At 66.6% G+C, this 12,633-nt stretch carries 10 protein-coding genes and 1 pseudogene; 7 read left to right on the forward strand and 4 right to left on the reverse strand.

Annotated elements, in window-relative coordinates:
- The 4 genes from CDN38_RS25630 to CDN38_RS25645 are packed head-to-tail and all read left to right on the forward strand — an operon-like array spanning position 1 to position 3,399.
- Complete coding sequence (locus tag CDN38_RS25630; RefSeq protein WP_075513437.1) at positions 1-750, forward strand: SDR family NAD(P)-dependent oxidoreductase; 750 nt, start codon at positions 1-3, stop codon at positions 748-750.
- Positions 747-1,928 carry a bifunctional cobalt-precorrin-7 (C(5))-methyltransferase/cobalt-precorrin-6B (C(15))-methyltransferase gene (locus CDN38_RS25635; RefSeq protein ID WP_075513446.1) on the forward strand — a complete coding sequence of 394 codons (1,182 nt, stop codon included), beginning with the start codon at positions 747-749 and terminating at the stop codon, positions 1,926-1,928. The genes CDN38_RS25630 and CDN38_RS25635 overlap by 4 nt, the downstream gene beginning before the upstream one ends.
- On the forward strand, positions 1,925-2,674 hold the full coding sequence (gene cobM / locus CDN38_RS25640) for a precorrin-4 C(11)-methyltransferase (protein WP_075513445.1): 750 nt from the start codon (positions 1,925-1,927) through the stop codon (positions 2,672-2,674). The genes CDN38_RS25635 and cobM overlap by 4 nt, the downstream gene beginning before the upstream one ends.
- Entirely contained in the window at positions 2,671-3,399 is a 729-nt protein-coding gene (locus CDN38_RS25645; protein ID WP_075513438.1) for a cobalt-precorrin-6A reductase, read from the forward strand. Before cobM ends, CDN38_RS25645 begins: the two co-directional genes overlap by 4 nt.
- A gap of 213 nt (positions 3,400-3,612) precedes the next feature.
- Here CDN38_RS25645 and CDN38_RS31345 read toward each other — a convergent pair.
- Positions 3,613-4,203, reverse strand: a pseudogene (locus CDN38_RS31345) (DUF2275 domain-containing protein); the annotation flags it as partial.
- Positions 4,204-4,263: 60 nt separating this feature from the next.
- Between CDN38_RS31345 and bla the strand changes: the two are divergent.
- The 3 genes from bla to CDN38_RS25665 all read left to right on the forward strand — a co-directional run bounded on the left by bla (position 4,264) and on the right by CDN38_RS25665 (position 8,841).
- Positions 4,264-5,190, forward strand: a complete 927-nt coding sequence (gene bla, locus CDN38_RS25655) for a class A beta-lactamase (protein ID WP_075513447.1) — start codon at positions 4,264-4,266, stop codon at positions 5,188-5,190.
- Positions 5,191-5,494: 304 nt separating this feature from the next.
- The gene (locus tag CDN38_RS25660) at positions 5,495-5,926 is read left to right on the forward strand and encodes an MmpS family transport accessory protein (RefSeq protein WP_075513439.1); all 432 of its coding nucleotides are present in this window, start codon (positions 5,495-5,497) and stop codon (positions 5,924-5,926) included.
- On the forward strand, positions 5,923-8,841 hold the full coding sequence (locus tag CDN38_RS25665) for an MMPL/RND family transporter (protein ID WP_075513440.1): 2,919 nt from the start codon (positions 5,923-5,925) through the stop codon (positions 8,839-8,841). The genes CDN38_RS25660 and CDN38_RS25665 overlap by 4 nt, the downstream gene beginning before the upstream one ends.
- Before the next feature lie 319 nt (positions 8,842-9,160).
- On the opposite strand, the gene CDN38_RS25670 is transcribed toward CDN38_RS25665, so the two are convergent.
- Genes CDN38_RS25670 through cobG form a run of 3 tightly spaced genes read right to left on the reverse strand, consistent with a single transcriptional unit; the run spans position 9,161 to position 12,367 of the window.
- A complete protein-coding gene (locus CDN38_RS25670; RefSeq protein WP_075513441.1) occupies positions 9,161-10,633 on the reverse strand; it encodes a precorrin-2 C(20)-methyltransferase in 1,473 nt (490 codons plus the stop codon).
- Complete coding sequence (locus CDN38_RS25675; protein WP_075513442.1) at positions 10,630-11,256, reverse strand: precorrin-8X methylmutase; 627 nt, start codon at positions 11,254-11,256, stop codon at positions 10,630-10,632. The genes CDN38_RS25670 and CDN38_RS25675 overlap by 4 nt, the downstream gene beginning before the upstream one ends.
- Before the next feature lie 4 nt (positions 11,257-11,260).
- Positions 11,261-12,367 (reverse strand): precorrin-3B synthase, encoded by a 1,107-nt coding sequence (cobG, locus tag CDN38_RS25680; protein ID WP_075513443.1) that lies wholly within the window; start codon positions 12,365-12,367, stop codon positions 11,261-11,263.
- Between the last annotated feature and the right edge of the window lie 266 nt (positions 12,368-12,633).

Consider the following 12,633-nt stretch of genomic DNA (forward strand, 5'->3'; position numbering starts at 1 on the left):
GTGGACGACACGGGCGCAGCTCCGGTGGTAATTTTCGGCGGCCGCAGCGAGATCGGCACCGAACTCGCGCGCCGCCTGGCCCCCGGGGCGACCGTAATACTGGCCGCACGCCGGGCCGACCAGCTCACCGAGCAAGTGGCCGCGATCAAGGCGGCAGCGGCGACAGCCGTCCACACCACCGAATTCGACGCAGACGACCTTGCCGCCCACGGCCCCCTGGTCGCCGCGATCACCAACGACTATGGACCCATTGGCACCGCGGTGCTGGCCTTCGGCATCCTGGGGGAGCAGGCCCGGGCCGAAACCGACGCCGAGCATGCGATCACCATCGTGCACACCGACTACGTCGCCCAGGTCAGCCTGCTCACTCATCTGGCCGCGGCCATGCGCAACGCCGGCACCGGAACACTGGTGGTGTTCTCCTCGGTGGCCGGGGTACGCGTGCGCCGCGCCAATTACGTCTACGGGTCGGCCAAGGCCGGCTTGGACGGCTTCGCCAGCGGTTTGGCCGACGCGCTGCACGGCACCGGAGTGCGGTTGCTGATCGTGCGGCCGGGATTCGTGATCGGACGCATGACGGAGGGCATGACGCCCGCGCCGCTGTCCAGCACCCCGGCGCAAGTGGCCGAGGCCACCGCACGTGCCCTGGCCAAGGGCCGGCGCACCGTCTGGGTCCCGTGGGCGCTGCGGCCGATGTTCTTCGGGCTGCGACTGCTGCCGCAGTTCGTGTGGCGCAGGATGCCGCGATGATCATCGTGGTCGGTATCGGCGCCGACGGCATGTCGGGTCTTTCGGAGCAGGCACGTCACGAATTGCAAAGGGCTACCGTCATTTACGGCTCCAAACGGCAACTCGACCTGCTCGACGACACGGTAACCACCGCCAGACGTGAGTGGCCGTCGCCCATGCTGCCCGCACTGAAACAATTACCGGCGCACGGGCCCGACATCCACGTCGTCGCCAGCGGCGACCCGCTGATGCACGGCATCGGCGGCACTCTGATCCGGTTGTTCGGCTCCGCAAAAGTCACCGTGGTGCCGCATGTGTCGGCGGTGAGCTTGGCGTGCGCCCGAATGGGTTGGAACCTCCACGACACCGAGGTGATCAGCCTGATCACCGCCGCACCGCACACCGCGATCCGCCGCGGCGGCCAGGCGATCGTCCTCTCAACGGACCGAACCACCCCCAAGTCGCTGGCCATGCTGCTCAACGAAACCGGCCGCGCCGTATCGGAATTCAGCGTCCTCGAACAGCTCGGCGGGCCGGCCGAACGCCTCCGTCACGGCACCGCCAACCAATGGGCCACCGAAACCCCAAGCGACATCGAAGATCTCAACGTGATCGCCGTCCGCTACCTGCCCGACGAGCGTATTTCGTCGCTGCCGGACGACGCGTTCGTCCACGACGGCCAGATCACTAAACACGGTATCCGGGCGGTCACCTTGGCCGCACTGGCGCCCCGGCCGGGACAGCGGCTGTGGGACGTCGGCGCGGGCTCGGGCAGCATCGCGGTCGAGTGGTGCCGCAGCGCTCCGGGTTGCACCGCAGTGGCCTTCGAGCGTGACGAACGGCGCCGCCGCAACATCGAGCGGAACGCCACGGCCTTCGGTGTCGACATCGACGTGCGCGCCCAGGCGCCCGACCAGTTCGAGCACACCGAAACACCGGCGACGATCTTCATCGGCGGCGGCCTGACCCAGCCCGGTCTGCTCGACGCCTGCCTGGCCCATCTGCCGACAAACGGGCGACTGGTCGCCAACGCGGTCACAATAGAGTCAGAAGCCGCACTGGCACAGGCATATTCGCAATTCGGTGGTGAGCTCCTACGCTTCCAGCACTACCACGGCGAGCCGCTGGGTGGCTTCACCGGGTGGCTCCCGCAGCGCCCGGTGACGCAATGGACGGTGACCAGGGTGACCAAGCGATGACCGTCTATTTCATCGGCGCCGGACCGGGTGCCGCGGACCTGATCACCGTCAGGGGTCAGCGCCTCCTCCAACGATGCCCGGTATGTCTATACGCGGGCTCCATCATGCCGAAAGACCTACTCGCGCACTGCCCGCCGGACGCGAAGATCGTCGACACCGGACCGCTGACGCTGCAACAGATCATCACCGAACTCGCCGACGCCGACACCGCCGGCCATGACGTTGCCCGGCTGCACTCGGGCGACCCGTCGCTGTACAGCGCGCTCGCCGAACAGTGCCGCCAGCTGGACGCGCTGGACATCGGCTACGAAATCGTTCCTGGTGTACCGGCTTTCGCCGCGGCCGCCGCCGTCCTCAAACGCGAGCTCACCGTCCCCGGAGTAGCCCAGACGGTGACGCTGAGCCGAATCGCCACCCTGTCCACACCCATGCCACCCGGCGAAGACCTGGCCACCCTGGCCAAGTCCGGCGCCACCCTGGTCCTGCATCTGGCCGCCGCGCAGATCGACGCCATCGTCCCGCAGTTGCTATCCGGCGGCTACCGCCCCGAAACGCCAACCGCCGTCGTCGCTTTCGCGAGCTGGCCACAGCAGAGGGTGCTGCGCGGCACGCTGGCCGGTATCGCCGCACAAATGCACGACGCGGGCATCACCAAGACCGCCGTCATCATCGTCGGCGACGTCCTGGCGGCCGAGGGCTTCACCGACAGCTACCTTTATTCGGCCGCACGTCGGGAGGCGCATTGACCCGACTGCTGCTGCTCGGCGGCACCGCCGAGGGACGGGCTCTGGCCAGCAGGCTGCACCCGGACGTTGACATGGTCAGCTCGCTGGCCGGGCGGGTGCCCGACCCCGCGCTGCCGGTCGGCCCGGTGCGCATCGGCGGCTTCGGCGGCGTCGAGGGCCTGCGGCGCTGGCTGATCGATGAACGAATCGACGCCGTCATCGACGCCACCCACCCGTTCGCCGCGACCATCACCGCGCACGCCGCGCAGGTCTGCGGCGAACTGCAAAAGCCCTATCTGGTGCTGGCCCGCCCGCCGTGGGACCCCGGCGACGCGATCGTCGTTACATCCGATACGCAGGCCGCCGAAGCCGTCGCCCGACAACAGTTTCAACGCATCTTTCTGACCACCGGCCGCTCGGGCGTCGCGGCCTTCGCCGACAGTGCCGCGTGGTTTCTGATCCGCGCGGTCACCGCACCTGACGACACCGTGTTGCCGCGTCGGCACCAGCTGGTGCTGTCCCGCGGGCCATATCGCTACGACGACGAAGTCCGGCTCCTAAGACAACACCACATCGACGCGCTGGTCACCAAGAACAGCGGCGGCACCATGACCCGGGCCAAGCTGGATGCCGCTGCGGCCCTTGATATTCCGGTGGTGATGGTGGCACGTCCGCCGCTGCCCGCCGGCGTCACGACTGTGAGCACCGTGGCGGAAGCCGCCGCCTGGGTCGACGGACTGAGCTAACCGGTCAGTTCGTCGCGACCGCCTTAAACGGCAAGGCTCTCCGTGCATACGACCGGCTGTCGTAGAACGGTTGATCGGCCGCAGATGGCCGTGGCGCCGGCCGGGTGTCAGGGCCGCGGGCCGGACAGGTGCGGCAGGTTCGTGTTCGGATGGCTGTGACGTCGGTGCCCCGCTACGGTCTCGCGCTACCAGTAACGCGAACACCGTGCCCGCAAGCAGGGGAACGTGGCTGGCGATCCGTGCCGCGGTCACCTCACCATGCCAGGCGTCCACGGCCACGTAACCCATCAGTGCCAACGAGTACGCGCCCGCAATGGCGGCCACGCCCAGTGCCGCGTTGCTCCACACGGCGGCAACGATCATGGCCAGTCCCAGAGCCAGCAGCCATGCGGTGGACTCGTGCAGCAGGTGCTCGCCGTGCATCATCGCGTCGTGCCCGTGGTGCGACATGATCCCGAAATCGATGCCGCCGATCTGTGCAGCCGCCATCGCTATCTGGAACACGCCCACCGCGATCAGACACCACCTCCAGTACCCCGGACCCAACGCGTGCGGCCACCGGCGATAGCGCGTAGGGGGCGCAACGCCGGCGGTGGCCATGATCCGGTCGGCCAGATCCGGTCCGGTGCCGGCATTGACGGCAGCGAACCGGCGAGTCTGTGCGGCCGCGTCGATGAGCCAGGCGCGGCACCGACGGCACGATTCCAGGTGGGCATCGACCTGCTGGGCCAGCACCCGCGGACGCTCACCGTCCAGTCGCGCCGACAGCTCCTCACGCGCAACGTCACAGCGCATGCCTCGCATCGTTGCGCATGGCTGTCTTTGGCGCAAAGAGACGGGGACCGTGACAGACTCTGTCGCGACATGAACCCATCACATCCACGCTCGGCGGAGATATCCCGTCGTGAATTACTGCTGGCACTAGCCATGTGCGTTCCGCTCGCCGGTTGTGCCCGCGGCGGCGGCGGTGATCACCCCGCCTCGACCGCGGCAGCACCGGCACCGGATGTCCAGGGCCGGTTTGCCGAACTCGAACACCGGTATGCGGCGCGGCTGGGCGTATACGTGCCGGCATCCGGCACGACGGCGGCGATCGCCTACCGCGCCGACGAGCGGTTCGCCTTCTGCTCGACATTCAAGGGCCTGCTCGTTGCCGCGGTGCTGCACCAGTACCCGCTGAGCCACTTGGACAAGGTGCTCACCTACACCTGCGCCGACATCCGCTCGACCTCGCCGATCACCCAGCAGCATGTCGCGACCGGGATGAGCATCGGTGAGCTCTGTGACGCGGCGATCCGCTACAGCGACGGCACCGCCGCCAATCTGTTGTTGGCCGACATCGGCGGAACCACGGCGTTCACCGGCTACCTGCGCAGCCTGGGCGACTCGGTGAGCCGCTTGGACCAGGAGGAGCCGGAGCTGAACCGCGACCCTCCCGGCGACGAGCGAGACACCACCACTGCCCACGCGATCGCGCTCGACTATCAGCAGCTCGTTCTCGGCGATGCGTTGCCGGCCGACAAGCGGGCGATGCTCACCGACTGGATGGCGCGCAACACCACGGGCGCCAAACGGATCCGGGCCGGGTTTCCCGCCGACTGGAAAGTGATCGACAAGACCGGTTCGGGTGACTACGGCCGGGCCAACGATGTGGCAGTGGTGTGGTCGCCCAGCGGCGTGCCGCACGTGGTGGCGATCTTGTCGGACCGTGCCGGCGGCGGGTATGACGCCGAACCGAGCGAGGCGCTGGTCGCGGATGCGGCCAGGTGTGTCGCCCAGCTGCTCGCGTAGCCGGATAGCCCGAAGATCGCTTTGACACGTTTGCCCGGATCGCGTCATCGCCTCGACGAGAGATGATACGGGTTTAACCGGCGGCGATCGAGGTAACCAGCACCGGCGTCCTGGTCGGCGCGCTGCGACCGGCGAGCCGAAAATACCATAGGGGGTATGGTATATAGTGGTCGTGCAACCGCAGTTCGTGTGTCCTACGACCACCGTCCCCGGGCCGAACGGCCCTAGTCGACACGGCGGCGAGGTGCATGGACTACGTACCAACCGGACCAACCGGCAAGGCGATGAGCGGAGGGGAACTTCAGTGCTCACCTTTCTCAAGCGAGGTTGGATACCGCTCGTTGTCGCCATCGCGCTTGCCGCCGGCGGCATAGCGGTGGACAGGCTCCGTGGCGTCTTCGGCTCCGATCCGATCTTTACCTGGACGGGCAGCAATTCTGGCGTGATCGAGTCGATCAACACCAAACGGGTGACCTATGAGGTTTTCGGGCCCGCCGGCACTGCCGGAAGTGTGAGCTACCTGAACAAGGAGACCCAGCCCGAGCAAGCGAACTTCACCAGCCTGCCCTGGACGTACACGATGACGACGACGCTACCGGCCGTTATCGCCAACGTGGTGGTGCAAGGCGACAGCGACCGTATCGGGTGTCGCATCACCGTGAACGGTGCCGTCAAGGACGAACAATCTTCCAACGGGCACCACGCGCAGGCCTTCTGTCTGGTGAAGGCCGCATGAACGCCCACGACGACACCCGCCCGAGATTCATGCGGGCGGTCCGCACATTCGCCGTCCCGATCATTGTCGCTTGGCTGCTGCTGACGATCGCGGTGAACGTTCTCGTGCCCTGGATCGAATTCGTCGCGAGATCACACGCGGTGACGATGTCGCCGCAAGATGCGCCGGCGATGATCGCCGCCAAACACATGGGCAAGAAATTCCAGGAATTCGATTCCGACAGCATCGTGATGCTCGTCCTGGAAAGCGATAAACCACTCGGCGAAGAAGCCCATCGCTATTACGACGGCCTGGTGAAAAAGCTGCAGGCCGATCGCAAACACGTGCAGCACCTGCAGGATTTGTGGGGAGACCCCGTCACCGCCGCCGGTGCTCAAAGCGGCGACGGCAAAGCAGCGTATGCGCAGATCAATACCGCCGGCGACCAGGGCAGCACCTTGGGCAACGAGTCCGTCGACGCCGTTCGCAAGATCGTCGACGATTCGAAACCGCCCGCAGGAATCAAGGCCTATGTCACCGGTCCGGCAGCGCTCACCACGGACATGACCGAGGCCGCCGATAAGAGCATGTTCAAAATGATGGGCGTGACGGGCGTGGTCATCATGATCATGCTCGCGATTGTCTATCGCTCCGTCAGCACCGTGCTGCTCGTGCTCTTTATGGTCTTCCTCGAGATGCTGACGGCCAGGGGAGTCATCGCGATTCTCGGCTACAACGACCTATTGGGCTTTTCGACGTTTGTCGTCGCCATGTTGTCGTCGCTGGCTATTGCGGCGGGAACGGATTACGCGATATTCCTCATCGGACGTTATCAGGAAGCACGTCAGGCCGGTGAAGATCGGGAAACGGCCTATTACACGATGTTCCGCGGTACCTATCACGTCATCTTGGGCTCGGGGCTGACGATTGCCGGGGCAAGTTTCTGCCTGCATTTTGCGCGGCTGGCCTATTTCAAGGCGCTGGGCATTCCTTCCGCCCTGGGATTGCTCATCGTCATCGCGGGTGCGCTGACGGTGGCGCCGGCGGTGGTCGTGGTGGCCAGCCGGTTCGGTCTGCTCGATCCCAAACGGATGATTAAGGTCCGCGGCTGGCGCCGGATCGGCACCGCTACCGTCCGCTGGCCCGGGCCGATCTTCGTGGCCTCGCTGCTGATCGCGCTGGTGGGCATGCTCGTCGTGCCGGGGATGAAGATCAGCTACAACGATCGCTTCTACATACCTCCGCATTTGCCGTCGAACATCGGATACGCCGCGGCAGAGCGGCATTTCAGCCCCTCCAGAATGAACCCCGACATTCTCATGGTCGAGACTGACCACGACATGCGGAATTCGAGCGACATGATCATCCTGGACCGGATCGCCAAGAACATCTTCCGTACCCCGGGCATCGAGAGAATACAAAGCATTACCAGGCCGCTGGGAAGCCCGATCGAACACACTTCGATCCCGTTTCAGATCAGCATGCAAGCCATTCCGATCCAAGAGAATCTGCGATTCATGAGGGACCGGATGGCCGACATGCTCAAGATGAGCGACGACCTCGGTGCCATGGTCGGCTCGATGGAACGCATGTACGGCTTGCTGGGGCAGCTGAGCAGCACGACTCATCGCATGGTCGGTGACATGAACGACATGAAGGCCACGCTGGACGAGATGAGGGACCATCTGGCGGACTTCGACGATTTCGCGCGGCCGCTCCGCGGCTATTTATATTGGGAGCAGCACTGTTTCAACATTTCCGTGTGCTGGGCGGCGAAGTCGGTATTCGAGGCGATCGACGGCGTGGACAAGTTCAGCGAGAACCTGCAAACACTGCTCAAAGACATGAACAATGTCGACGCATTACTACCGCAACTGCTCGCCGAGTTCCCGCCCATCATCGCCGTCGCAAAATCCATGCAGGCAACCCTGCTGACCTTGCACAGCAGCTTCTCCGGATTGGTCACGCAAATGTCGCGGATGACCGACACCGCAAGCGCGATGGGCCAGGCTTTCGACTCCTCGAAGGCCGACGACTACTTCTATCTGCCGCCGGAGGCGTTTGACAATCCCGACTTCCAGCGCGGCCTGAAACTCTTCCTGTCGCCGGATGGTAAGGCCGCGCGCTTCATCATCACCCACGACGCGGACCCGGCGACTCCCAAAGGGATCGCCGCCGTCAAGCCGGAACTCAACGCTGCCCACGAAGCCGTGAAAGGCACACCGCTGACCAACGCCAAGTTCTACCTCACCGGCACGGCAGCGGTCTACAACGATATCCAGACCGGCTCTCAGTACGACCTCATGATCGTCGGAATCGCCGCTCTGACACTGATATTCGTGGTCATGGTGATCATCACCCGGGCGCTGGTCGCCTCGCTGGTGATCGTCGGCACGGTGCTGATCTCACTGGGCGCCGCCTTCGGGCTGTCCGTGCTGGTCTGGCAACACATCTTCGGCCTGGAGCTGAACTGGATCGCGCCGGTGTTCGGGCTGATCATTCTGTTGGCCGTCGGATCCGACTACAACCTGCTGCTCGTCTCACGTTTTCAAGAGGAAATCGGCGCCGGGCTACGGACCGGCATCATCCGCTCGATGGGCGAAACCGGTGGCGTCGTCACCGCGGCCGGCCTGGTGTTCGCCTTCACCATGATGTCCATGGTCGCCAGTGACCTGCGCTCCATCGGCCAGGCCGGCAGCACCATCGGCCTGGGTCTGCTGTTCGACACCCTGGTGGTGCGCTCGCTGATGACGCCGTCGATCGCCGCGCTGCTCGGGCGCTGGTTCTGGTGGCCGCAACGGGTGCGGACGCGCCCGGCCAGCTACATGCTTCGGCCGTTCGGGCCGCGCCGGCTGGTTCGTTCCCTGCTGTTGGGCGAGCCCGCGGATGCGCCGTCTCCCAAACCGTTGGTTAGTGCTGGTCACCCTCCCGCGTAGCCCGGGGTGGCAGGCGTAGCGGACCGGTGACGGCGGCAAACTGCTGCGCCGAGCGTGACATGGCGACCAAAAATCGGCCAAATTCTCACCGTCAGAACACGTTCGGCGAAATCTCGGTGACGGCGATCAACGCGCGCACCATCGCCGATAGTGCCGCTCAAACTCGCGGATCGTCGGCCAGGTCGGGGCCGTGTTCGGTCCAGCAACGACCTGCTGGCCATCCCTGAAAGCGCTATCGCATGCGATAGCGCATTTGAAAACCCCCCACATCCTCCCCGCCCGGGGCTGCTGTGACTTGTGTGACAAGTGGTAACGGGCTTCAGGTCGGGTACCGACGCGGTGTGAACACGCGGTCACCGAAATCCGCTGAGTACCACTGGGTTTGGGAGGACCCGACGATCAGCAGGCAACGCATGTCGATGTCGTCGGGGTTCAGGTCGGCCAGCCGCACCACCCGAACGTCTTCATCAGGGCCCGACACGTCGCGGCCGATCACCACCGGCGTACCCGGCTCGCGATGCTCGAGCAGCAGGTCCCGCATCGCGCCGACCTGCCAGGTGCGCGCCTTGGAAGCGGGGTTGTAGACGGCCAGCACCAGGTCGGCGGCGGCCGCGGTCGCAACGCGTGCGGCGATCACCTCCCACGGCTTGAGCCGGTCGGACAACGAGATCACCGCATAGTCATGCCCCAGCGGGGCGCCAACCCGGCTGGCCACCGCCTGGGCGGCCGTCATCGCCGGGATCACCCGGATCTGCACATCCGGCCACTGCTTGGCCTCTTCCAGAACGGCCGTGGCCATGGCGAATACACCGGGATCACCCGACGACACCACCGCCACCGCATGCCCTTGCTCGGCCAGTGAGCAGGCCAGCCGGGCGCGGGCGGGCTCGTCGGTGTTGTCGCTGGGATGGCGCCGCTGCCCGTCTCGCACCGGAACGCGGTCCAGGTAGGTGTGGTAGCCGATCAGATCGGTCGCGCATGCCAGCTCGCGCCGGCTCTGCGACGTCATCCAGTCCACGCTGCCGGGGCCCAGGCCCACCACCGCGACGGAGCCGACGACCGATGCGCGCCGTCGACCCCCCGGAAGCATGGCCAACGAGAAGTACGGCACGCTGGCACCGTCGACGTCGGCGGCCGGCAACACCCGTTGCCCGGCGGTGCTGGCCCGCTCCACGTAAACGGCGTCGTCAAGATGGCCGGTTGCCGAAAGTGCTTCGCGCACATTGTGATACGAACGGCCAAGTTTGAGTACGACGGCAGCGTCGGCATCGGCGAGCCGGCGGGTCAGTTCGGCAACCGGCAACGTGCCGGGCAGCACCGACAGCACCTCGTCGCCGGCCACCAGCGGCGTCGCTATGGCCGCCGAGGCGGCGCTCACCGAGGTCACTCCCGGCACGATCACCGCGTTGAACCGCTGCGTCAGCCGGGTGTGCAAATGCATGTACGAGCTGTAGAACAACGGGTCGCCCTCGGCGAGCAGCGCCACATTGCGTCCGGCGTCCAGATGCGCGGCAATGCGCTCGGTGGCCTGCACGTAGAAATCCGCCAGCGCGCCGGCATAACCGCCGGGATGTCGGGTCGTCTCGGTGGTCACCGGATACACCAGGTGCTCCTCGATCTGCCCGAGCCGCAGATACGGCTCGGCGATGCCGCGGGCGATGCTGCGGCCATGCCGGGCGCTGTGATACGCCACCACATCGGCCTCGCCGATCACCCGGGCGGCCTTGACCGTCACCAACTCCGGGTCGCCGGGCCCCAGGCCGACGCCCCAGAGCGTGCCGCGGCGCGTCATTCGCTCTCGGTGGCTATCGCGTTGACGGCCGCGGCGGCCATGGCGCTGCCGCCACGGCGGCCCTGCACCACCAGATACGACATGCCCCGCGGTCGCTCGATGAGCTCTTGTTTGGACTGTGCCGAGCCGACGAAGCCGACCGGCCCGCCCAGCACCGCCGCCGGCGCCGCGACCCCGTCGTCGACCAATTCGAGCAACCGGAACAGCGCAGTTGGCGCGTTGCCGATCGCCATGACGGCGCCGGCCAGCCGGTCGGCCCACAGTTCCAGACCGGCCGCCGAGCGGGTGGTCTGCCGGCGCGCGGCCAGCTCGGTCGCCCGCGGCTCCGCAACCAGCGACACGACCTGGTTGTTCGCCGGCAGCCGCGCGATGGTGATCCCGGCGGCCACCATCGACGAATCGCACAGCACCGGCGCGCCATCCCGCAGGGCGCTGCGGACCCGGCTGACGACGTCGCCGGTGTAGGCCACGTGCTCGGCGACGTCGACCTGCCCGCAGGTATGGATCAGCCGGACCACCACTTGTGCCACGTCGTCGGGGAATCGCGTCAGGTCGGCTTCGGCGCGGATGGTCGCAAACGACCGACGGTAGATTTCGGCCGCATCGCGAATGTAGTCGAGCACCCGCTCACCCTAAGACGTCGTTGTTTCGCAGCGCGCGGTATCCGGCTCCAGTGGCGACCAGCACCTCACCGGACAACGGGCTGCCGCAAGCCCGTTCGCAGCCGACGAAGTGGCGGTGCACGGCGGTGTCCGCGTCCAGCGCATCAGCCGCGTCGGCCCGGACGTCGGCGACCGAGTGCGCACAGCCGGGGCGGCCGGTGCAGGCGCTGACCCGTAGCCAGGGCGAGGTCTCATCGAACACCAGGCCCAGTGGCGCCAGCACCCGTAGCGCGGCGTCGGCGACGGCTTCGTCGAGATCGCATATCAGCAAGGACCGCCACGGCGTGATGACCAGCGGGGCCTCGATCGCGGCGACGTAGTCGGCGACGCGAGCGGGCAAGACCCCCAGCGGAACGGCGGCGCCCAACGTGACGCGGCCGTCGTCCTGGGGTATCCAGCCCACCGGCGGCGTGGCGACGGGCGGAAAAGCAGCACCGGGTTGCGCTCCGGGCAGCAGGTCACCGAAGTCAGCTAATTCGGTTATCCGCCAATGCTTTCCGCGGATCTCAATGAACCGCAGCGCGACCCGGACTAGTGTCGCGGTGATATCGCTGACCGGGATTCCGGTGTCCCGGCCCGCCAAGGTGAGCACGCACCCGTCGTCGAATACGTGGACGCCGACGTCGGCAGCCAGACCGGAGACGTCGGCGCGGCCGTCGTCGAGGCTGAACCAGAACCGGCCGCCCAAATCAGCGAGCCGGGGTTCGGCGCAAATCGCGGCGTCCAGCTCGTCGACCCAGCCCCGGATGTCGGTGTTTCCGCCCACTCGTCCCGACAACGGTGACGCCACGATATTGCGGACCCGCTCATGCGTCGGCGACGGCAACAGGTCCGCCTTGGCGATCGCCTCGGCGACCGTTGCCACATCGGTGACGCCGCGCAACTGCACGTTGCCGCGCGAAGTCAGCTCCAGCGTCGCCGAGCCGAAGCCGGTGGCGACCCGCGCCAGCGTCGCCAACTGTGCGGCGGTGAGCACGCCGCCGGGCAGCCGCACCCGCACCAGCGCGCCGTCGGCGGCCTGGTGCACCTGCAGCGCGCCCGGGCATGCGTCGGTGTCGCGAGACCTGACCACCCGTCCACGGTACGGCCCCGGCAATCACGATTGGATCCCTGTCGGCTGGGCACCCTCGTGTCTATGCGGACGCTGACGGCTGGTGACGGTCGTCGAGCGAGACCACCTTGCCGGCCGACCCGGTGAACCGGCGAGGGCTTGCCCAGGGGAGGCTGATCGACGCCTGTCTGACACGAAAATAGAGGTGACCACAAGCCGGTAAGCGTAGGTTGGGGTGACCCGCCGGCGGTGGGCGGTGGGGTTCGTGAGCCGGTGCGTGTGGTTAT

This window comes from Mycobacterium ostraviense (genome assembly GCF_002705925.1).
In the GTDB taxonomy this organism is placed as follows: Bacteria; Actinomycetota; Actinomycetes; order Mycobacteriales; family Mycobacteriaceae; genus Mycobacterium; species Mycobacterium ostraviense.

Bases quoted from the DNA above. Each gene is read 5' to 3' on its own strand.
- cobM (WP_075513445.1), top strand. From the start codon at position 1,925: ATGACCGTCTATTTCATCGGCGCCGGACCGGGTGCCGCGGACCTGATC.
- CDN38_RS25635 (WP_075513446.1), top strand. From the start codon at position 747: ATGATCATCGTGGTCGGTATCGGCGCCGACGGCATGTCGGGTCTTTCG.
- CDN38_RS25665 (WP_075513440.1), top strand. From the start codon at position 5,923: ATGAACGCCCACGACGACACCCGCCCGAGATTCATGCGGGCGGTCCGC.
- CDN38_RS25670 (WP_075513441.1), bottom strand. From the start codon at position 10,633: ATGACGCGCCGCGGCACGCTCTGGGGCGTCGGCCTGGGGCCCGGCGAC.
- bla (WP_075513447.1), top strand. From the start codon at position 4,264: ATGAACCCATCACATCCACGCTCGGCGGAGATATCCCGTCGTGAATTA.